This is a genomic window from Cylindrospermum stagnale PCC 7417 (assembly GCF_000317535.1).
Classification (GTDB): Bacteria; Cyanobacteriota; Cyanobacteriia; order Cyanobacteriales; family Nostocaceae; genus Cylindrospermum; species Cylindrospermum stagnale.
Genome location: NC_019757.1, coordinates 4,177,073 through 4,197,058, shown reverse-complemented (window position 1 = coordinate 4,197,058; position 19,986 = coordinate 4,177,073). Strand labels below are relative to the sequence as shown.

24 protein-coding genes are annotated in these 19,986 nt (G+C 42.1%); 12 read left to right on the top strand and 12 right to left on the bottom strand.

The features are described from left to right. Positions 1-136 precede the first annotated feature (136 nt). Complete coding sequence (locus CYLST_RS17580) at positions 137-667, bottom strand: cofactor assembly of complex C subunit B (protein ID WP_015209069.1); 531 nt, start codon at positions 665-667, stop codon at positions 137-139. A gap of 52 nt (positions 668-719) precedes the next feature. Further along, positions 720-1,067 (bottom strand): PadR family transcriptional regulator, encoded by a 348-nt coding sequence (locus CYLST_RS17575; RefSeq protein WP_015209068.1) that lies wholly within the window; start codon positions 1,065-1,067, stop codon positions 720-722. 702 nt (positions 1,068-1,769) lie between these two features. On the opposite strand from CYLST_RS17575, the gene CYLST_RS17570 reads away from it, so the two are divergent. The 8 genes from CYLST_RS17570 (at position 1,770) to rpsN (ending at position 8,254) form a co-directional block, all read left to right on the top strand. Further along, positions 1,770-2,348: a DUF3611 family protein gene (locus tag CYLST_RS17570; RefSeq protein WP_015209066.1), complete on the top strand. Its 579-nt coding sequence runs from the start codon at positions 1,770-1,772 to the stop codon at positions 2,346-2,348. Positions 2,349-2,449: 101 nt separating this feature from the next. Then, the gene (gene serS, locus CYLST_RS17565) at positions 2,450-3,730 is read left to right on the top strand and encodes a serine--tRNA ligase (protein WP_041233709.1); all 1,281 of its coding nucleotides are present in this window, start codon (positions 2,450-2,452) and stop codon (positions 3,728-3,730) included. 218 nt (positions 3,731-3,948) lie between these two features. Then, positions 3,949-4,971: a CBASS cGAMP-activated phospholipase gene (locus CYLST_RS17560; RefSeq protein WP_015209064.1), complete on the top strand. Its 1,023-nt coding sequence runs from the start codon at positions 3,949-3,951 to the stop codon at positions 4,969-4,971. Positions 4,972-5,150: 179 nt separating this feature from the next. Next, positions 5,151-5,372 (top strand): hypothetical protein, encoded by a 222-nt coding sequence (locus CYLST_RS17555; RefSeq protein ID WP_015209063.1) that lies wholly within the window; start codon positions 5,151-5,153, stop codon positions 5,370-5,372. Beyond that, complete coding sequence (locus CYLST_RS17550; RefSeq protein ID WP_015209062.1) at positions 5,360-5,761, top strand: type II toxin-antitoxin system VapC family toxin; 402 nt, start codon at positions 5,360-5,362, stop codon at positions 5,759-5,761. The genes CYLST_RS17555 and CYLST_RS17550 overlap by 13 nt, the downstream gene beginning before the upstream one ends. 347 nt (positions 5,762-6,108) lie before the next feature. Next, complete coding sequence (gene rseP / locus CYLST_RS17545; RefSeq protein ID WP_015209061.1) at positions 6,109-7,209, top strand: RIP metalloprotease RseP; 1,101 nt, start codon at positions 6,109-6,111, stop codon at positions 7,207-7,209. After that, a complete protein-coding gene (nth, locus tag CYLST_RS17540) occupies positions 7,206-7,874 on the top strand; it encodes an endonuclease III (protein ID WP_015209060.1) in 669 nt (222 codons plus the stop codon). Before rseP ends, nth begins: the two co-directional genes overlap by 4 nt. Positions 7,875-7,951: 77 nt before the next feature. After that, complete coding sequence (gene rpsN, locus CYLST_RS17535; protein WP_015209059.1) at positions 7,952-8,254, top strand: 30S ribosomal protein S14; 303 nt, start codon at positions 7,952-7,954, stop codon at positions 8,252-8,254. A 62-nt stretch (positions 8,255-8,316) separates the two neighbouring features. Here rpsN and CYLST_RS17530 read toward each other — a convergent pair whose 3' ends face one another. Continuing rightward, a complete protein-coding gene (locus CYLST_RS17530; RefSeq protein WP_015209058.1) occupies positions 8,317-8,646 on the bottom strand; it encodes a hypothetical protein in 330 nt (109 codons plus the stop codon). A 126-nt stretch (positions 8,647-8,772) separates the two neighbouring features. On the opposite strand from CYLST_RS17530, the gene aat reads away from it, so the two are divergent. Beyond that, entirely contained in the window at positions 8,773-9,348 is a 576-nt protein-coding gene (aat, locus tag CYLST_RS17525; protein WP_015209057.1) for a leucyl/phenylalanyl-tRNA--protein transferase, read from the top strand. Here aat and CYLST_RS17520 read toward each other — a convergent pair. Together CYLST_RS17520 and CYLST_RS17515 are read right to left on the bottom strand one after the other, a co-directional pair. Continuing rightward, the gene (locus CYLST_RS17520; RefSeq protein ID WP_015209056.1) at positions 9,345-10,160 is read right to left on the bottom strand and encodes a DUF3598 family protein; all 816 of its coding nucleotides are present in this window, start codon (positions 10,158-10,160) and stop codon (positions 9,345-9,347) included. The genes aat and CYLST_RS17520 overlap by 4 nt on opposite strands. Positions 10,161-10,256: 96 nt before the next feature. Further along, positions 10,257-11,156, bottom strand: a complete 900-nt coding sequence (locus tag CYLST_RS17515; protein WP_041233708.1) for a cell division protein FtsX — start codon at positions 11,154-11,156, stop codon at positions 10,257-10,259. A gap of 207 nt (positions 11,157-11,363) precedes the next feature. On the opposite strand from CYLST_RS17515, the gene def reads away from it, so the two are divergent. The 3 genes from def to CYLST_RS17500 all read left to right on the top strand — a co-directional run bounded on the left by def (position 11,364) and on the right by CYLST_RS17500 (position 13,186). After that, positions 11,364-11,927, top strand: coding sequence for a peptide deformylase (gene def / locus CYLST_RS17510; protein ID WP_015209054.1), 564 nt, complete (start codon positions 11,364-11,366; stop codon positions 11,925-11,927). Between the two features lie 12 nt (positions 11,928-11,939). Beyond that, positions 11,940-12,143, top strand: coding sequence for a hypothetical protein (locus tag CYLST_RS17505; RefSeq protein ID WP_015209053.1), 204 nt, complete (start codon positions 11,940-11,942; stop codon positions 12,141-12,143). Positions 12,144-12,283: 140 nt separating this feature from the next. Continuing rightward, entirely contained in the window at positions 12,284-13,186 is a 903-nt protein-coding gene (locus CYLST_RS17500) for a PD-(D/E)XK nuclease family protein (protein WP_015209051.1), read from the top strand. Between the two features lie 19 nt (positions 13,187-13,205). Here CYLST_RS17500 and CYLST_RS17495 read toward each other — a convergent pair whose 3' ends face one another. The 7 genes from CYLST_RS17495 to CYLST_RS17465 all read right to left on the bottom strand — a co-directional run bounded on the left by CYLST_RS17495 (position 13,206) and on the right by CYLST_RS17465 (position 19,937). Next, a complete protein-coding gene (locus CYLST_RS17495) occupies positions 13,206-13,895 on the bottom strand; it encodes a hypothetical protein (RefSeq protein WP_015209050.1) in 690 nt (229 codons plus the stop codon). 141 nt (positions 13,896-14,036) lie between these two features. Next, the gene (locus tag CYLST_RS17490; protein WP_015209049.1) at positions 14,037-14,708 is read right to left on the bottom strand and encodes a hypothetical protein; all 672 of its coding nucleotides are present in this window, start codon (positions 14,706-14,708) and stop codon (positions 14,037-14,039) included. 181 nt (positions 14,709-14,889) lie between these two features. Beyond that, a complete protein-coding gene (locus tag CYLST_RS17485; RefSeq protein ID WP_245587397.1) occupies positions 14,890-15,444 on the bottom strand; it encodes a hypothetical protein in 555 nt (184 codons plus the stop codon). A 300-nt stretch (positions 15,445-15,744) separates the two neighbouring features. Then, complete coding sequence (locus CYLST_RS17480) at positions 15,745-16,437, bottom strand: hypothetical protein (protein ID WP_015209047.1); 693 nt, start codon at positions 16,435-16,437, stop codon at positions 15,745-15,747. Between the two features lie 141 nt (positions 16,438-16,578). Further along, positions 16,579-16,845: a hypothetical protein gene (locus CYLST_RS17475; protein WP_245587396.1), complete on the bottom strand. Its 267-nt coding sequence runs from the start codon at positions 16,843-16,845 to the stop codon at positions 16,579-16,581. A gap of 150 nt (positions 16,846-16,995) precedes the next feature. After that, on the bottom strand, positions 16,996-18,342 hold the full coding sequence (locus CYLST_RS17470) for a WG repeat-containing protein (protein ID WP_015209045.1): 1,347 nt from the start codon (positions 18,340-18,342) through the stop codon (positions 16,996-16,998). Further along, the gene (locus CYLST_RS17465; protein ID WP_015209044.1) at positions 18,342-19,937 is read right to left on the bottom strand and encodes a hypothetical protein; all 1,596 of its coding nucleotides are present in this window, start codon (positions 19,935-19,937) and stop codon (positions 18,342-18,344) included. Before CYLST_RS17465 ends, CYLST_RS17470 begins: the two co-directional genes overlap by 1 nt. Between the last annotated feature and the right edge of the window lie 49 nt (positions 19,938-19,986).

The following is a 19,986-nucleotide window of genomic DNA, read 5'->3' as shown; positions in this document are numbered from 1 at the left end:
TTTTTCCCTATGACATCAGTTGTGGGGGAGAAATTGACACCAATTTCATTTTGCCTCCTCCCTACTGCCCATTTCCTGAATAGTTAGTCAGAAGTCTACATCTCATAATTTAGGCGATGGTCTCAATAACCAACAGTCAATCACCAGCCTTTAACTGTAACGCCCTCTGCAACTCGGCGAGTTCATCTCGATGGGCAATGACAGTAATACCACTTGAGGAGCGTTGTTCGCTCTGGTTTAATTCTATCTTGAGTGACACCTTCTCAAGTCTTCCAGCTTTTTTCCAATAAAATAGACCGCTTAAAGGCGACAGCAGCACTATTGCTGGAAATAACTGACTAGAGTCAGGAAAAAGCAGCGCCAAAACCAATGATAGACAAGCAAGACCAGCGAAGGCCAGCAGCGTCAAAAACACAGCTAAAAATCGGCTAGGTCTAACGAACCCTTCAAAAGTGACTTGGTTTTGTTCTTGGTCTACCGCTGCCACTCGGTACGACCGCGAGCGGAAATACTCCTTTAATTGAGACATTAAAGCAGCTTCGTCTTGCTCAGATACTAGTTGCGCTTTTTCTATCCGGTCTTTGGTCGAGGCACGAATAAAGAAAAATAGACCAACCGATAACAACAAGGTTAGCAGCAACGTGGATGGCAGAATAGCGATATCCATAACTAATGGTTACTGTTTTACAGGAGGGGACTTATTCATTATCAATTATTCGTTAATTTTTTCTCTGGTTGATGTAGTCCTGCCAAAGATGAGCTAATCTAAGCGATTGAACTCGCCATCCTCGAGCGACTTGATACATCCGCCTGGGGCGTCCTCGTCCTTCGAGTCTTTTCCAATATCCATTGATCGCCCTTTCGTCTTCGAGAAATTTGATTGCACTATAAAGTACAGTGTCCGAAAGCCGATAGGTTGGATGTTCAGTTTCCAGTCGCTGGATTAACTCGGTTCCGTAGGATTCACCTTGTATCAAAATACACAGAATATAACAAACTGCTAGTTCCTGACAGAGGTAAGTTGGCGGAGGATTTTCAAAGAATTGATATATATCCTCAAGTTTCATGGTTAGTGAATGGCTAAAAAAAGGCCTTAGAGTAAAGTAAGTAATTCAAAATCAGTATATATTAATACTATATCATAAGTAAGTAGATACCGCTACTAAGGCTAGATTTCTCAAGTGTAAACAAACATTAAGCAATCACCCACGTTTTTCAATTGTGGGACGGGTGTGCAAGTCTTGAGGCGCAAATTTTTGCGCCCCTACCCGAGCTCGTAGCCGTGGGGTGAGGAGCAAGCAGACAGTGACTTTGCCGCCATCTTAGTGTTGAGTGATGCCGAGCTGGTTACAGACGCTGAAGCACTGAAGCAATAAAATACCTATCGAAGAAATTCTACAGTTAAAATGCCATTTTGTCTGTAAAACTTAAATAAACACTTCGTTTTATGGTGCTTTTCCCAGTCCAGAGCCTAAAAAATTGAACCAAGGGAGTTTTGCAGGTGAAAACCACTATAACTGTGGAAACACCTCAGCAGAGAGTCAGTACTGACGGGAGCAAATTTTAGATTTGGGATTGAGGAGATTAAGTGGAAAAACCAAATCTAAAATTTAAGAATCCGAAATTGGATGCTCCCGGAATTATCAGCGGGGACAATCTCAACTCTCAAATTTTAAATTCGATGATTGACTGGACTGGAGATACTATTGTTCCATCTCTTAAGTGTGATATTAAACTTATCAAGCGTGAGCCTGAATTGGTGATCTGTTATGTCACAAAACCCCGACGCCCCGTCGTCTTCATCTAATATTCGGGCAATTGCCCAAACGTTCCGCCTTACAGGTTGGATTAGTTTCTGGATTCAGTTAGTACTAGGAGTAATTTCTGGTATAATCGTTCTTCTCTACGCTATCTTTAGTCAAAGAACTGGCAGCCCAAGCAATAATCCAGGGACTGGGTTTGGCGTCTTTTTAGCAATTTGTGGATTGGTCGTTTTGGGAGTTGGCATTTATTTAGCCTACCGTTACACCAGAATCGGTAATCAACTGCAATCTTCTAACCCCAACAACCGCCCGCGCAAAAGTGAGACTGTACAAATTTTGCGTTTGGGACTGATGGTGAATTTAGCGGGAATTCTCGTCACACTATTGGGGGCACAAGCAATTGTGGGTACGCTAGTGGCCAGGTCTATCTCCCCTCAAGCCGTAACTACCCAACTATTTGACCCCACCCGAATTATTAGCGGTCTAGATATGCTTGTGGTGCAGGCAAACACTAACACTGTTTCAGCACACTTTGCCGGACTTGTAGTATCGCTGTGGCTACTCAATCGCATTAACCGGTCTTAGGCAACATTTTTCTGGTTGCAATTCCGGTGACGGCAAGCCAAAATCAGTATATGCTGGTGTTTTGGCGAAAAGATACTAGGCTAAAAATAAAAGAAAAATCTGTGTTGGATCTTAAGCAAATTCGGGAAAATACCCAATTAGTTCAGGAACGGTTGAATGGTCGTAGTGGTAAATACGATATTCAGCCCATATTAGAGTTAGATAAAAAGCAACGGGAACTGGAGGGGACACGCAGTCAACTCCAAGCCCGGAGCAACGAAATCGGTAAAATCGTCGGGCAAAAGATCAAATCTGGGATAGAGCCTCAAGACCCAGAAATTCAAGCCTTGCGGGATGAAGGGAACTCGATTAAAGCTAAATTAAGCGAACTGGAACCGCAAGAAAAAGAACTGAAAGCGGAAATTCACCAAAAGTTACTAGAACTCCCCAATTTGCCAAGTGATGCTACACCAATTGGTAAAACTGAGGAAGATAACCAAGAAATACGCCGTTGGGGGGATGAATATCTGCCTCAAAACCCGAACATTCTCCCCCATTGGGAAATTGGCGAAAAGTTAGGTATTCTCAATATTGAGCGAGCCGTAAAAGTTGCCCAAAGTCGCTTTGTAACGTTAGTGGGGGCTGGTGCGGCTCTGGAGAGGGCATTAATTCAATTTATGCTATCCCTGCAAACCCAAGCTGGGTATGTGGAAGTCAGTCCACCACTGTTAGTGAATACTGAATCTCTCACAGGAACTGGTCAGTTACCCAAGTTTGCAGAAGAAAGCTTTAAATGTGCTGAGGATGATTTGTGGTTAATACCAACAGCAGAAGTTCCCGTTACCAACCTCTACCGGGGGGAAATTCTCGCTGCTGAAGATTTACCAATTTATCACTGTGCTTATACTCCTTGTTTCCGTCGAGAAGCGGGAAGTTATGGACGGGATATGCGGGGTTTAATTCGTCTGCATCAATTCAATAAAGTTGAGTTGGTGAAACTTGTTCATCCTAGTTCTTCTTTTGAGGAACTAGAAAAATTGGTGGGGAATGCAGAAGCGATTTTACAAGCTTTAAAATTACCTTATCGCGTCATCAATTTATGTACTGGTGATTTAGGTTTTTCTGCAACCAAAACCTACGATTTAGAAGTTTGGCTACCTTCATCTGGGAAGTATCGAGAAATTTCCAGTTGCTCTAATTGTTTTGATTTCCAAGCGCGACGGGCAGATATTCGCTTTAAGGAAGCGGGTAAGAAAGGTACTCAGTTTGTCCATACCCTCAACGGTTCTGGTTTGGCTGTGGGAAGGACAATGGCAGCGATTTTGGAGAATTATCAGCAACCAGATGGGACAGTGTTGATACCGGAAGCATTGCAGGTTTATTTGGGAAGGGAGGTTTTGTAACTTGAATAAGTTAGGGATAACAAGCATGATAAAGCCATTAGATTTGGTATCGCTCATTATTTCTGTGAAGCGTATACGGTTATCCCTACTTTTAATTAATACATATATATTTAAGTAAGCGCTAAAATTTGAGATGACAGAAGATTTAGCCTTAAATTCTATAATATTAGGCTAAATTGTAGATTCGAGATTTCATCTCAAAAGTTAACAGTCAAAATATGGTTCACTCTCCTTCAGATTCTGCTTCTGAGTTAGAAACATTTAAAGTCCTATCAATAGATGGAGGGGGGAGCAAAGGGCTGTATTCAGCCAGAATCCTAGAACATTTTGAGGATAGATTTAATTGTCATATCGCTGATTATTTTGACTTGATTTGTGGTACTTCAACGGGAGGGTTGATTTCACTGGCATTATCCCTAAATATACCTGTCAGTTTGATCAGTAACCTATACTACAGACGAGGAAAACAAATTTTCCCACAGCAAAATAATTTTCTAAGTTTGCTGAAACAGATTTTTCTGAGAAGCAAGTATGATAACAGCGAATTGAGGAGAGCATTGCAAGAAATATTTGGAGACCGAACCCTTGCAGACTCTCGCTGTTTGTTGTGTATCCCTGCATTTTCTTTAACTGATGGTAGACCATTCATTTTTAAGTACGACCATAATGAAGGTAATTTACGTAGGGATAGCAAAACAACGTATGTTGACATAGCTCTTGCAACAAGTGCAGCACCAGCTTATCTGCCAATTGTTACTATTGATACTTATGATCAAAAACAGTTTATTGATGGAGGAGTTTATGCCAATAATCCAACTTTAGTTGGTGTTGTAGAGGCACTCCGGTACTTTGTTGGCAAAGGCAAAAGATTTCAGAAGCTAATGGTGATGTCTATTGGTTCTCTAGAGCCAAATCCTGGAAGGCGTTTTGTTTCTAAATATCATCGTTCGGTTCTTGACTGGAACAAGGATCTGATCACTACATTTTTTGAGGGTCAAGCTTATGTTACGGGTTACTTTGTGGACACTTTAGCAAACTATTGCGACTCCCCGTTTGATTATGTTCGTATTCCTGGTGCGCCTTTATCTCCACAGCAGGCACAAATTATTAACATCGATAACACTTCCAAAGAGGCATTGCAGTTAATGTCGCAAATGGGGACAGATCAGGCATTGTTTTGGGGTAGGACGCCAGAAATTGCTGAGTTTTTCAAAGAGCGTAAACAATATCTTATCAGGTGATCTGAAGGTAAATAAAGCAATTAAAAGTAGCACATATTTTTTGCATTCGGCGCTATAATGTCTCTCCTAGATCAGTTGAAGAATAAGAAAATAGCATTTTAACTGGTGCGTCACGCTGACTTGTCAGTTCGGCCAAATTATAATAAGAGAGAGCAAAAGTTAATGAAAATAAGATCGCTATGCTAAAAAGTTACGAAGCTATTTATGAGAACGGTAAAGTAACATGGGTATCAGAACAGCCTCAAGTTAATGCTGCTCGTGTGATCGTAACTATCCTAGAAGAAACCTTCCCATCAAAAAAACGACGGACTCCCCCTGTTTCGATTGCTGGTAAAGGCAAAACATTAGGGGATATTATCAGTCCTATTGTGAACGAAGAAGAGTGGGAATGTCTGAAGTAATTGTCCTCGATACCCATATCTGGTTCTGGTTTATTAATCAAGAATTTGAGCGATTTCCTACTCACTGGCGAGAAGCTATCGAAACGGCTGAAGAGGTAGGTGTTTCGGTTATTTCCTGCTACGAAATTGCACTCGCACATCAGCGAGGAAGACTAGAGTTACCCTGTGCTGCTAATCAATGGTTTCAGGAGGCATTACAGCTATCAGACATTACATTATTTCCCTTGACTGCTGAAATTACCTGTCGTGCTGTAGAGTTATCTCCTATCCACAAAGATCCGTTTGACCGCTTAATTATTGCTACAACACTGGAATTTAAAGCAAAGTTAGCCAGTATTGATGGCTTGATATCTCAATATCTTGAACTTGATACTCATTTGATGACATAGTGCGATGCCTGCGGTGTCCGCATTGCGATCGCTCATCTTGTAGGTTGCGTTATCGGAAAGGACGGCACTAACTGCTGATGAAATTAGGAATCAGTTGTTGTACGCATAAATACTTTCCAAAAATTTAGGACTTACGCGTTGACAAAAAGTTGTAAATATGTGCATCAGTTTTATTTATTGAAAGTCCCATATCCTATAGATTGTGCGTTAGGGAACGCACACTACGGGGAGAGTTGCGTGAAGGGACGCATCGAAAAAGCCGGAAAAGCGAAATCAACAGCCCAAACGGGGGATCTACGGCCGTTCGCAAACTACAATAAGGATATATATCTGAATATTTTTGCTCTATGTCAGTTTTAGCAGCGATTTCAGTTTTGGCTATTTTGATTTTGGTACACGAGGCTGGACACTTTATAGCCGCGCGTTCTCAAGGTATTTACGTTAACCGCTTTTCTTTGGGTTTCGGCCCAGTTATTTGGAAGTACCAAGGGCCACAAACCGAATATGCTCTCCGCGCTTTTCCTTTGGGCGGTTTTGTCGGCTTCCCGGATGATGACCCTGATAGCGATGTGCCCCCCAATGACCCGAATCTGCTGCGTAACCGCCCAATTTTAGATCGGGCGATCGTCATTAGTGCCGGGGTGATAGCAAATTTAATATTTGCCTATTTGGTGCTGGTGCTGCAATTGGGTATTGTTGGCATTCCCAAGGAATTCAATTATCAACCTGGTGTAATCGTTAAGCCTGTTAATGAACAGTCCCTTGCTTACCAAGCAGGCATTAGGGAAGGAGACATTATTCTGGCTGTTAATGGTCAGGAAATACCCGCTACTGAAAATTCAACGGCGTTGCTGACTAAAGAAATTCAAAATCATCCTAATCAGCAAATTGAACTGAGAGTTCAGCATAAAAACGAACAAGTATCCCTGAAAATCTCACCAAATAAGGGGGCTGATGGTAAAGGTTTGATTGGCATTGAACTTGGCCCCAATGGTTCGGTTGCTTATCGTCGTCCCAATAGTCCTGTGGAAATTTTTAGTATTGCTGCCAATAGGTTCCAAGAATTATTTGTTGGTACACTCAAAGGTTTTGGGCAGTTGGTTACTAATTTTCAACAAACTATTGGACAAGTTTCGGGGCCAGTTAATATTGTCAAAATAGGCGCAAAGTTGGCTGATGAAAATAGCACTAACTTGTTGTCTTTTGCGGCAATTATCAGCATTAACCTGGCAATCATCAATATTTTGCCTCTACCGGCTTTGGATGGGGGACAATTGGCTTTTCTGTTGATTGAAGGTTTGCTTGGTAAGCCTTTACCTACCAAGATTCAAGAAGGTGTGATGCAAACTGGTTTAGTGTTACTCTTGGGCTTAGGAATTTTTCTGATTGTTAAAGAAACCACGCAGTTAACTTCCCAGTTGGACTGGGTGCAAAGATTGTTCCAGTGAGTGTTACCCGCAAATCGTCGTCTAAAAAGCAACGTGCTCTAGAAGTTCTTGCTCGCCTGAAGCGCCTTTATCCCGATGCAACGTGCTCTTTGAACTACTCAACGCCCGTGCAATTGCTGGTAGCAACTATTCTCTCTGCTCAATGTACTGATGAGCGGGTGAATAAGGTGACACCAGAATTATTCAGCCGGTTTCCCGATGCAGCTAGTTTGGCAAGTGCTGAGTTGTTAGAGCTAGAGGATTTGGTGCGCTCGACTGGATTTTATCGCAACAAGGCTAAGAATATTCAAGGCGCTTGTCGGATGATTGTCAGTGATTTTGACTCTGTTGTTCCTAACCAAATGCAACAGTTGTTGCTACTTCCAGGTGTGGCAAGGAAGACGGCAAATGTGGTTTTGGCTCATGCTTATGGAATAAATGCTGGGGTGACGGTGGATACTCATGTTAAGCGCCTTAGCCAACGTTTGGGTCTAACTAAATATCCAGACCCGGTTCATATTGAGCAAGATTTAATGGGGTTGTTGCCGCAAGCAGATTGGGAAAATTGGTCAATTCGGCTGATTTATCACGGTCGTGCTGTTTGTAAGGCTCGTTCTCCTGCCTGTGTTGCTTGTGAACTGGCGGATTTATGCCCAAATGCTAATCTGGCTGTGGTGGTAGACTAGGGGACACGAATAACCCTAAAATTGATAGCGAGACTGTAGAATGGAAAATGCTGTCTTTAAATTAAGTTAGAGAATTTATGGCGAAAAAGAGTATGATTGAGCGCGAGAAAAAACGCGCCAAGTTGGTGGAACAGTATGCTGACAAACGGGAAGCGCTGCTGGATGAGTTCAAAAGCGCAGCATCGCCTTTGGATAAGCTAGAAATCCATCGGAAAATTCAACAGCTACCCCGTAACAGTGCGCCTACCCGCCGCCGCAACCGTTGCTGGGTAACTGGTCGTCCCAGAGGTGTTTATCGTGATTTTGGGCTATCTCGGAACGTTCTGCGGGAATGGGCGCACGAGGGTCTTTTGCCTGGTGTTGTTAAGTCTAGTTGGTAGTCATTAGTCGTTAGTCATTGGTCATTAGCTTGGCAAAAATGACTTTTGACAACTGACTAAAATTATTGACCGCAACAACGATCAATGCCCAGACTTTCTAAGAGTAGATCGCTGACGGCGTTGGCGATCGCAAACTCTCCATAGAAGCTTTTAGAAAAATCAAACGACTGCATCTCGGTGACAATGGCAATCACTAGAGAACCCAAATCATTTTCTCCTTCCATCCTTTGTCTCATAAAAATCTGTGCCGCGCGTTGGGCAATCATTTGATTGACTGCTTCCGGGATAAATTCTGTATCAAGCCACCGTAGTAGGCGCTGTTGCAACCATTGTCCTTCTAGCTGGGGATTTTCAGACGGTGGTAAGGTGATGGGTGGAATTGGTTCAGTCATCTTTTTTTAGTTTATTGAGCTTAAATGGATTTTTATTGCCCAGGTAATCTTCAGAGGAACGCAGAGGATGACTGCTAACAGCAAATTGCGTTACTCTGAAGCTTTTTTTGACTTTTCGCACTCACTATGCAATATGATATTGCCGCTATTATTCGGGGTTACGCTCAAGGCTATTTTCTCATGGCTGATGACAGTGATCACCTGGGATGGTATGGGAGTAATGAACGCACTTTGATTCCTTTGGATGAACGATTTCGTTATCCCAAGTCATTACAGCGTGTTCTCAACCAAGAACGCTTCACTGTGGCGATTAACCGTGACTTCTCATCTGTGGTAGCTGGATGCGCCAACCGCGAAACTACTTGGATTTCCCCGGAATTACAAAAGATTTACTGGCTACTTTACCAGGCTGGTTATGCTTATAGTTTTGAAACTTGGCAGGGTGATGAATTAGCAGGGGGAATTTTAGGGATTGTGATTGGCGGCGCTTTCATTGGCGAATCGATGTTCTACCGTATTCCCGATGGCTCAAAGGTGGCGATGGTAAAGTTGGTAGAGAGATTGTGCCAAAGGCAATTTGTGCTGTTTGACGCCCAAATGATGAATCCCCATTTGGAAAGATTTGGTGCTTATCTCGTGAATGATCAAGAATATAACGCCTTACTTAAGCAAGCGTTACCAAGTAACTGTTCGTTAATTTAAGATGTGATTCGGCGTTCTGTGACTAGGGTAAGGCTAACCCATTCGCCTTTGTCGCTGTAGCTGCGAATCATTCGCTGGCGCTCGTTTGGTTCAATTAACCAACCCGCTTCTAGGAAGAAAGGTTGACGCAACTGTGCCTGTATTGGAGAAGTTGCAGAAGCACCATTCGGTAGGAGTAATACTTGCACTTGCTTTTGGGGATCTTGATCAAAGAGGATGATTGATCCTTTGATGGTAGCGGTGGAGGTAATTGTGCGCCCGCCAAAAGAGAGATTTTGAACTAATCGCCCAGTGGGATCAAGTTGTAGTTGTAGAGTTGAAGAGTATGTAGTAGGCGATCGCCAATCTGGATAAATCGTGACTGCCTCCCCACGCCATTCTCCCAATAAATCTTCTACCTGCAAAGGTGGGTTTTCTGCTGCTGGGGTATTAGCTAGATGTTCTCGAATCAAGGTTAGTTTGTCTAATTGACCAGTTTTAGCAAATAACTGAACTAGACGTAAGCGGCGATTTTCGTGAATTAAACCCAACTCCGCCCCAAATTCAGAAAATGGCCCTAGCTGGATTGAACCTTGAGAAAATGCCCCATTATCAAAAAATAATGTATTCCTGGATAGGGAACTGTATTCCAGAACTAAATCTTCTTGTCCTTGACGGCGAACAATCTGGTGGATGGTCTGATTATTGTCCAATCCTTCTAGAGAAACCACACTTTTGATATCTTCTAAAAGTGTACCTTGGGGTGAAAACCGAGTGAATGAACCTTGCCATTCACCAAGATTTTGCAGTAAGCGTTCCCATTGTGATGACATAATGGCTAATGACTAATGACTAATGACTAATGACTAATGACTAATGACTAATGACTAATGACTAATGACTAATGACTAATGACTAATGACTAATGACTATCTAGCAAACCGCCGGACAGCGAATAAGCTTCCCATTAATCCTACAGCTGCGCCGAAACTCAAAAGAATTAAGGGTAATAATAAAGTTTGTGCGGGAGTCAGTTGCACACCGTTGCTAATAAATTGGATGAACTCCGGTTGATTGGCTAGTAGTTTTCCGAGAAACTGTTGAATCACAGTAATGAAACTCCAAGCGATCGCACCGCCAAGTAAACCAAAAGAAATACCTTGTAAAATAAATGGTAAGTAAATCCAAGCAGTTGTGGCGCCCACCAGCTGCATGATTTCAATTTCCCGGCGTCGCGCCATGACGATCAGGCGAATTGTGGTAGTGTTAACAGCGATCGCAGTTAAGGTGAGAATAATCGTAATTGTCAAAGTCATCCAGTTCAAACCTTGGTGCAACTGGGCAATGCGTTTAACTGCTTCATCTACATACTGCACCAAATCAACTCCCCGCAACTTAGCTACCTGTGTCGCCAAAGTTGGCACAACTTGAGAATTACGCGCTTTCACCTTCATCTCGTCCACTAAAGGATTATCCCCTAACTGCTGGGTAGCACCTTCAATATCAGAAATCCCCAGTTCCTTAACTAACTTAGTCCAAGCTTGTTCTTTAGTAATGGTTCGGATCTCTGCAACCTCTGGCATATTCGCCACCAGTGTTTCAATGGTTTCGGCTTTGATACCTGGCTCAAGATAAACTGATAATTCAAGCTGGCTACCGAACTTGTTGAGGAGTGTTTCTACTTGCCAAGAGGTTTGCAGACTCAAGCCGAATAAAAATAGTAACACTGTAACAGTGCTGACTGCCGCCCAATTCATCCAACCTCCCCGCAGCAATCCGAGGAATGTTTCTTTGAGTAAGTAGTCTAGTTTTGTGAGAAATTTAAACACACCACACCTAAATTCAAAATTTAAAATTCGTCTGGGAAAGTGAGGGTGACGGAAACCGACATCGCCCACTTTCGGCAAAATTTAACATGAAAGAATAGCACAACTGACTACTGACCACTATACCTGCGGGGAAAGCCAGTCCCGACTGTAACGAGATTGATAGAATTGAAATAGTAGGATAATTCACCATCAAGCCGAATAAGAATCATGCCCTCTGACATCGCTGTAGAGAAGAAAAAGTTAAAAAATCCGCCTTTGGAACTGCACTATTTAGGCGATCGCGTGCTGCGTCAAGCTGCAAAGCGTATTGCTAAAGTAGATGACGAGATCCGCCAACTGGTGCGCGAAATGCTGCAAACTATGTACAGTCAGGATGGCATCGGTTTAGCAGCACCCCAAGTTGGCATACACAAACAAATCATTGTCATTGACTGCGAACCAGACAATGCCGCTAATCCGCCACTGGTGTTAATTAACCCCACCGTTAAACAGGTTAGCCGTGACATCTGCGTTGCCCAAGAAGGATGTTTAAGCATTCCCGGTGTATATCTAGATGTGAAGCGTCCCCAAGTCGTGGAAATTGCCTATAAAGATGAGTCAGGCCGTCCCCAGATATTAAAGGCTTCAGACTTACTAGGACGTTGCATTCAACACGAGATGGATCATCTCAACGGTGTAGTGTTTGTAGACCGTGTGGAGAACTCCTTGACTTTGGCTCAGGAGCTATCTAAGAATGGCTTCTCGTATCAAGCAGTGAAACCAGTAGTATAGGGTGCAGAAGTAGTGTATTTAACTCCAAAAAGCGGTTTGTATCTGGGTGGATCTTGCATAACGGCGATCGCATCTGTCGGTTCGATTTTTGAACTCAGTTCTGGACAACCAGATTTAGGTGTCCAAGTGACTGCGATTATCTTGGGATTGTGTATTCCTCTCACAGGATTATTTTTTGTTGCCGCAGTCAAGGACGCCAGGGAGAACAACAGCTAATATGAAGTAAGCATCAGGTACATAAAAAAAAGGTGAAGGGATGAAGCAAAAATGCAAAATTCATTCTTTTACCTTTTATTTTTGGGAGGCATCCGGCAAGGAGCAGAATATAAAAAGGCGATCGCTTCTAAAATAGAAGTATGCTATCAACTTCCACCCAACTATTACGACTGTCTCAAGGACAGCTAAACCTGCTAGAAGCTTGTCCCCGTAAATTCCAGCACACTTATTTAGAACAACTCAATACTCCCTCAGATCCCCAACACGAAGAAAAACAAACGTTGGGGAGTCGCTTTCACCTGCTGATGCAACAGCAAGAAATGGGTTTACCAATTCAGAGTTTTTTGGCAGCGGATGCTCAACTGCAAAGCTGGATGGCAGGTTTTGCCAATGCCGCACCAGAGATTTTAACACCATTCACTGATGATCAAACTTTCCGGGAAAGCGAACACTACCGCACCCTGCAAGTTGAAAATTACTTGCTGACGGTGATTTATGATTTATTGATTGCAGATTCCCAGCAAGCGCAAATCCTCGACTGGAAGACTTATCCTCAGCCACCAACTAGAAGCAAGTTAGAAAAAAACTGGCAAACACGCCTTTATATGTATGTTTTGGCTGAAACTAGCGGCTATTCACCAGAACAGATTTCTATGACTTACTGGTTTGTTCAATCTCAAGGACAACCACAAAATATTAAGTTTAGTTACGATGCTGCCCAGCACAAGAAAACCGCAAAGAGACTAAATCAACTTTTAAGCCAGTTAAGCAATTGGCTGGAACTATATCAAAAAAACGAGTTATTTCCGCAAGTGCCAGCAGAGAAAACAGCCTTGTGTAAGAATTGCCAGTTTGCGGTAAAGTGCGATCGCCTTTGGCGGGGCGCAGCCCATCGCGAACAGCGTGCCGGAGGCAATCGCCTATGGCGGGGCGAAGGCGATCGCTTACACCGTCCTGGAAGCGATGGACTACCCGTAGATCAAGAGGCGATCGCTAGCCACTCTTTACCAAATCTTGACGACATTCAAGAAATATCACTTTAATATTTTTCAGAGGTTGGCTTCAGTTCTTACCATCACCGAACAAAATAACTTCTACCTTAAAGCGTTCTTTCTCAACTACTGAGACAGGAACTTCTTTAAAGTTTCCTGTGCTTCTTGAAGCTAGCCTGCTGGTTTTATCTACGGTGACATCTGCTTGTAAATCACTCATGGGATTTGTACCAAACCAAGCTTCAGCCGACTCCCCATTAATTGTCAGTTGACTAGCTACCACTACCTCTACTTCTAACTGGTCTTTGTCTAGGTTTTCTAGACCCCAGAGTGTGATTGGCAAGCGCCGTATCTTTAACTTAGCTCCCGCAGGTAGCAGAAAAGCCTGGGAGTTGGCACTTCCTACAAGATTCCCAAAGATAACACGCCCCTTACCAACAGGCTGATATACCGCAACCGAAATGACACCACCTTGTCCTATGGCTACATAATTGCTCTCATCTGGTATGTTATCTGGCAGAAGAAACCAACAGGGCTGGTCGTAATGGTTGTGTAGTGTCACATCCATTAGCAATTCAGTCATAGGTGGTTTTCTAGGTATTATGTCAATGAACTTTATCTCTACTGTTTGCTTCGTCATAGCTTGTTGTGACTGCTTATGGATATCAGTTTGATTGACAGAGGACTGTGCTTTGCATTCTGGCAGTGCAAAACTCGTATAGGTTATGAAGAAGCCAAGCATGAAGATTTGTGTTTTCATTTATCTCGTAGTTCTCTAACTTTCTCTGGATTTATAAATATAGAGACGCTGCATTCAACGTCTCTACAATTTTCTTTAACCTCTCTAGATTTGATGCCAGATATAAACTTACATGACACCCATCAAATTTGGTGGCTGGTTTCAGTTTTTACCATCACCGAACAAAATAACTTCTACGTTAAAGCGTTCTTTCTCAACTACTGAGACTGGAAGTTCTTTAAAGTTTCCTGTGCTTCTTGAAGCTAGCCTCTTGCTTTGATCTGCGATGACATCTGCCTGTAAATCACTCATTGGATTTGTACTAAACCAAGCTTCGGCTGGCTCACCGTTAATTGTCAGTTGACTAGCTACGACTACCTCTATATGTACTTGGTTTACGATTTTTTCCTCCCAGAGTGTAATTGGCAAGCGCCGTATTCTTAACTTGGCTCCCGCATTTAGGAGAAAAGCCTGAAATTTGCCAGTTCCCAAGAATCGACCAAGAACAACACGCCCCTTACCACCAAGCTCGAATGCTTCAAGCGTATCCACACCGCCCTTTTGTAGTATTGGAGACTGGATTGAAACTGGTAGGAGAAACCAACAGGGCTGGTCATAATGGTTGTGCAATGTCACATCCATCAGCAATTCAGTCATAGGTGGCTTTCTAGGTATTATGTCAATGAACTTTATCTCTACTGTTTGCTTCGTCATAGCTTGTTGTGACTGCTTATGGATATCAGTTTGATTGACAGAGGACTGTGCTTTGCATTCTAGAAGTCCAAAACTCGTATAGGTCAAAAGGAAGCCAAGCATGAAGATTTGTGCTTTCATTTATCTCGTAGTTCTCTAACTTTCTCTGGATTTATAAATATAGAGACGTTGCATTCAAGGTCTCTACAATGTTCTTCAACCTCTCTAGATTTGATGCCAGATATAAATTTACATGACACCTTAAGGTTAGCTGCCCTAAAATCCTTTCCTTGTCAGCTTTTGATCCATAATTTTTACCTCATCAGAATAAAGTAACTAACACCTTAAAGCGTTCTTTCTCAACTACTGAGATAGGAACCTCATCAAAATTTGGCATTTCTCTTAAGCCTATTCTGTCGTTTTCGTCTACAGTGACATCTGCCTCGATATCGCTCATTGGATTTGTGCCAAACCAAGCTTGTGCTGACTCACCGTTAATTGTCAGATGACTAGCTATCACTACCTCTACCTCTACTTGTTTTTTGTCGAAGATATTTTCCTCCCAGATTTCTATTGGCAGTTCTCTGAGCTTTAATTTAGCTCCCGCAGGTAAGAGAAAAGCCCGGAGGCTAGGGGTTCCCAGGAATCGACCAACAACAACGCGCCCCTTACCATGAAACTCAAATGCTTCAACCATATTGACACTACCTTTTCCTATGGCTAAAGAGTTGATTGAATCTGGTAGGAGAAACCAACAAGGCTGGTTGTAATTATTGTGCAGTGTCACATCCATTAAGAATCTAGTCAAAGTCGATTTTGCAAATCCTATGCCAACTGACTTGATCTCTACTGATGGCTCTATTGATTTTTCTGTCATAGCCTGCTGCAATTGAGATGATGATAAAATGACCTGTCTCTGGGTATTGTTTTGATTGAGTGATGACTGTGCTTTGCATTCTAGAAGTCCAAAACTCGTATAGGTCAAAAGGAAGCCAAGCATGAAGATTTGTGCTTTCATTTATCTTGTAGTTCTTTAAGTTTCTCTGGATTTATAAATATAGAGACGCTGCATTCAACGTCTCTACAATTTTCTTTAACCTCTCTAGATTTGATGCCAGATATAAACTTACATGACACTCATCAAGCTTAATGGCTAGCTTTACTTATGACTAACTTTCTACAAAGGAACTACCACCTTAAAGCGTTTCTTATCAAATACTGAGACAGGAACCTCTTTAGCATTTCCTGTACTTCTTGAACCTATCCTTTGGCTTTCGTCTGCGGTAACATCTGCCTCTATATCGCTCATTGAATTTGAGCCAAACCAAGCTTGGGCTGGCTCACTGTTAATTGTCACCTGACTAGCTATCACTACCTCTACTTCTACCTGTTCTTTATCTAAGAAGTTTTCCTCCCAGAGTGTGATTGGCAAACGCCGTATCTTTAACTTAGCTCCCGCAGGCAGGAGAAAAGCCTGGTAGTTCGCACTTCCCACAAAAAGACTAAGGACAACACGCCCCTGCCCACCGAGCTTTAATACTTCAACATTAGAGACACCGTTTTGCTGTGGCATTGAAGAACCGATATCAGCTGGTAAGAGAAACCAATAGGGCTGATTGTAATGGTTATGCAGTGTCACATCCATCAGCAATTTAGTCATAGGTGATTTCCTGAATCCTATGTCAACGAAATTTATTTCTACTGTTGCCTCTTTTGATAGTTTCGTCATAGCTTGCTGCAATTGAGATAATGATAAAATGACCTGGCTCTGGGTATTGTTTTGATTGAGTGATGACTGTGCTTTGCATTCTAGAAGTCCAAAACTCGTATAAGTCAAAAGGAAGCCAATCATGAATATTTGTGTTTTCATTTATCTCGTAGTTCTTTAACTTTCTCTGGATTTATAAATATAGAGACGTTGCATTCAACATCTCTACAATTTTCTTTAACCTCTCTAGATTTGATGCCAGATATAAACTTACATGACACCCATCAAATTTGGTGGCTGGTTTCAGTTTTTACCATCACCGAACAAAATAACTTCTACGTTAAAGCGTTCTTTCTCAACTACTGAGACTGGAAGTTCTTTAAAGTTTCCTGTGCTTCTTGAAGCTAGCCTCTTGCTTTGATCTGCGATGACATCTGCCTGTAAATCACTCATTGGATTTGTACTAAACCAAGCTTCGGCTGGCTCACCGTTAATTGTCAGTTGACTAGCTACCACTACCTCTATATGTACTTGGTCTACGATTTTTTCCTCCCAGAGTGTAATTGGCAAGCGCCGTATTCTTAACTTGGCTCCCGCATTTAGGAGAAAAGCCTGAAATCTGCCAGTTCCCAAGAATCGACCAACGTATAGGTCAAAAAGGAGCCAAGCATTAATATTTGTGCTTTCATTGATTAATAAATAAATTGAGGCAACAGTTAATCAGTTAGTCGGATTCCATATATACTTTCCGGTTTTGTCAATATAACCATACTTATTACCAATCCATACCTGTGCTATTCCCGAAGAAAAAATCCCAGTTCGATCAAACTGTGGTTCTATCACCATTTTCCCTGTGCGATCAATAAAACCCCACTTACCACCTTTTTTTATCTGCACAGATGCCAATCCTTCAGAAAAGATTGAAGTATCAGTAAATTGAGGTGCAATTATTAGTTGACCATTTATGTCAATATAGCTATACTTTTTGTCAATTAGTAATGCAGCTAAACCTTCATGAAAATCAAGTGGTTCCTTAAATTGTGGTTCTATCACCATTTGACCTGAGGTATTAATATATCCCCACTTATCACCCTTATTCACTGCTGCTAAACAGTCTTTAAAATTTAATACATAGTCGTATTTAGTTGGAATAACAGTTCTACCTGTACGGTCAATAAAACCCCAAAATTTTCTGCCTCTTCCTGTATCGTCAACAATGCCATCAATTAGTTTCCAAATACCAGGACTTCTTACCCATACAGGTGCTAGTCCATTCCTAAATCCCAAGCTCTCAACGTCTAAATTGATATCCTTTAGCTCGATGACTACTTTGCCATTACGGTCAATAAAACCACTATTATCAGCACTTTGAAATCCTGCTAATCCTTCAGAAAAATCTGTATATCCGATAAATTTTGGTTGGATAATAAACTTTCCCTCACTGTCAATTAAACCCCAAAGATACCCTATTTGTACAGATGCTCGTCCCTCTATAAAACGGGAAACTCGGTTAAACTGGGGTTGAACTACAATGTTGCCATTAAGGTCAATGAAGCCCCACTTGCCACCTAGCTTAACTGCTGCTCGTTCCTCGATAAAACGAGAAACTTGGGTAAATTGGGGCTGAACTACAATGTTGCCATTAAGGTCAATAAAGCCCCACTTGCCACCCAGCTTAACAGGTGCCCGCTGTGCATGAAATTGATCGACATTCTCAAATCTAGGTAAAACTAAAACCTTCCCAGTCCTGTCAATAAAACCCCATTTGCCATTTTTACCCCCAAAAGCTGCACGGTTTTCTGAAAATGGCTTAAGGGAGTAAAATTGTGGCTTGATCACAATTCTCCCTGTTTTGTTTATAAAACCCAACTTACCATTTTGTTGAATGATTAACAAATATTCTGATTCTGATGTTGAACTTTGAACTTGATTTGCGACTTGGTTTGGCTCTGAACAATTAGCAGAAATTACTGGACTGCTACCACAAGCTGAAAACAAACTTAGTGGTACCAGGCAAATGAGTAGTAATTGCTTTGGGATATTGCCATAATTACGAACTTGATACATCAACTATCTTTTGGATAAAATGGGCTAGGAATTGGTACATTTAAGGGACGTTGGGGGCCTATTTGTTCTTCTGGAGCAAATCCTTGTCTTGGACATCCATTTTTTTCTAACAAATCCTGAATCCACCATCTGTACTGACTAATCCAAGGCCCCATTTTTTCGGTTTTGTCCATTATAGGAACCACTGTTTGTTGTTCTATAAGTCCACCATCCTGAAAAGCATCTGTGCGTCGATTTTCAAAACCTTCAGCTCGCTTGTCAGGATTTCCCCCTTGATATAAAGCCCCTAAAATACCTGCTTGATCTCTCACATTGTAAATAGGTCTTGGGGGTATATCAAAAGTTACGTCTTGCTTTGCAAAACGTTTTGCAGCTGCTTCATAAATGTCTGCTGCACGATCTAGAATAGCCCCAATATACATAATTGCCCATTCTGAGTTTCTTAATCTTGCTTCTCGAAGGCCAGCGGCACCTAATGTATTCAAATTGTGAATTTCAAATTGAGATGGATTTTTGCTAATTAATGGAGGAACTCGTCCCTCTTCTTCTACTTTTTCAGCTTCAGATCTGTCAAAGGGGTTGAGGGTTCTAGCTGTGCTATGAATCTTACCAGGAATATCAGGTCGAATTACTCTCCATCGAGGGTAAGGATTTTCAATTCCTTCCCATAAAATTGCTCCGGCGATCGCATCAGGAGTTACATTATATTGTTTAGATACCTGATAAATCCATTTAGCCTTATCACTAATAATCTGAATTGCTTTTTGCCGCTGTGCTTCATCATTTGGATCGTCACGTTTAGCCCAAGGGGGTAGATTAGAAAACACACCTGGGTTACTTTGGGCAATTTCTGTTTTATTTTCTGATGGCAGCGGAGTTTTTTCTTCTGTTTCTTTCTCTAATGGTGATGGGGTTTGCTCATCACTTTCTAAAATGTTGAGTTTATCCCGTTTAACAGTTGGGGTAATCTTTAGATTTAGTTTCACTCCCTCTTCATAGGCTTTGAGTGCATCTTGGAAACGTCCATCTTTAATCGCTACATAAGCGGGGGCAATCCAGCTTTGAGGTTCAGCATTTTGGTTGTTGTGAGAATCACTCTTTTCTTCTAAAGGTGTTTCCTGTCTCTGAATACTTTGACTCTGCGGAGCAGAATCATACACTACATCCGCTGCCACTCTATCGGCTTCTTTTTCATTCTTATCTTCCTGATTCCTAAGAGTGAGCTTCATCTGCACTCTGGGAGTAGCAGCCTGAGGACGTGGAGTAAAGAAGGATGGATTGTCTAAAGGGTTTCTATAGCTGGATATCTCTTCCCTTTTCTTGGCTGCGAAGTCATCTATCTTCGCCCGCAATACGCCCAGATGCTCTTTTTCCTCTGGCGTTATGCTGCCTAATTTCTCCTTCATCTCTAGTCCAGATGCCGTATTTTTATCCTGCACCCTTGCGTCCATCTCATTGTTCTGATGCGAAGAAGAAGTTCCTGACTCCTGCTGTGGTTTAACTTTGAAGCTCCGAGGAGCAAACCGAGAGGGTTCTGTTTTTGCCGGGGTGTCAGGTTTCCAAGACGAGGATTTGTGTATTCTTTCGTATGCCATAGTGCGCTTTGCTGTTTCAAATTGATCGAATAACAGGATTGGAGATTTT

Coding starts and splice junctions, on each gene's coding strand:
- CYLST_RS17500 (WP_015209051.1), top strand. CDS start 12,284: ATGCTATCAACTTCCACCCAACTATTACGACTGTCTCAAGGACAGCTA.
- CYLST_RS17490 (WP_015209049.1), bottom strand. CDS start 14,708: ATGAAAGCACAAATCTTCATGCTTGGCTTCCTTTTGACCTATACGAGT.
- rpsN (WP_015209059.1), top strand. CDS start 7,952: ATGGCGAAAAAGAGTATGATTGAGCGCGAGAAAAAACGCGCCAAGTTG.
- CYLST_RS17465 (WP_015209044.1), bottom strand. CDS start 19,937: ATGGCATACGAAAGAATACACAAATCCTCGTCTTGGAAACCTGACACC.
- CYLST_RS17470 (WP_015209045.1), bottom strand. CDS start 18,342: ATGTATCAAGTTCGTAATTATGGCAATATCCCAAAGCAATTACTACTC.
- CYLST_RS17580 (WP_015209069.1), bottom strand. CDS start 667: ATGGATATCGCTATTCTGCCATCCACGTTGCTGCTAACCTTGTTGTTA.
- rseP (WP_015209061.1), top strand. CDS start 6,109: ATGTCAGTTTTAGCAGCGATTTCAGTTTTGGCTATTTTGATTTTGGTA.
- CYLST_RS17480 (WP_015209047.1), bottom strand. CDS start 16,437: ATGAAAACACAAATATTCATGATTGGCTTCCTTTTGACTTATACGAGT.
- CYLST_RS17550 (WP_015209062.1), top strand. CDS start 5,360: ATGTCTGAAGTAATTGTCCTCGATACCCATATCTGGTTCTGGTTTATT.
- CYLST_RS17555 (WP_015209063.1), top strand. CDS start 5,151: ATGCTAAAAAGTTACGAAGCTATTTATGAGAACGGTAAAGTAACATGG.
- CYLST_RS17495 (WP_015209050.1), bottom strand. CDS start 13,895: ATGAAAACACAAATCTTCATGCTTGGCTTCTTCATAACCTATACGAGT.
- def (WP_015209054.1), top strand. CDS start 11,364: ATGCCCTCTGACATCGCTGTAGAGAAGAAAAAGTTAAAAAATCCGCCT.
- CYLST_RS17560 (WP_015209064.1), top strand. CDS start 3,949: ATGGTTCACTCTCCTTCAGATTCTGCTTCTGAGTTAGAAACATTTAAA.
- CYLST_RS17485 (WP_245587397.1), bottom strand. CDS start 15,444: ATGACAGAAAAATCAATAGAGCCATCAGTAGAGATCAAGTCAGTTGGC.
- aat (WP_015209057.1), top strand. CDS start 8,773: ATGCAATATGATATTGCCGCTATTATTCGGGGTTACGCTCAAGGCTAT.
- CYLST_RS17575 (WP_015209068.1), bottom strand. CDS start 1,067: ATGAAACTTGAGGATATATATCAATTCTTTGAAAATCCTCCGCCAACT.
- CYLST_RS17520 (WP_015209056.1), bottom strand. CDS start 10,160: ATGTCATCACAATGGGAACGCTTACTGCAAAATCTTGGTGAATGGCAA.
- CYLST_RS17530 (WP_015209058.1), bottom strand. CDS start 8,646: ATGACTGAACCAATTCCACCCATCACCTTACCACCGTCTGAAAATCCC.
- CYLST_RS17570 (WP_015209066.1), top strand. CDS start 1,770: ATGTCACAAAACCCCGACGCCCCGTCGTCTTCATCTAATATTCGGGCA.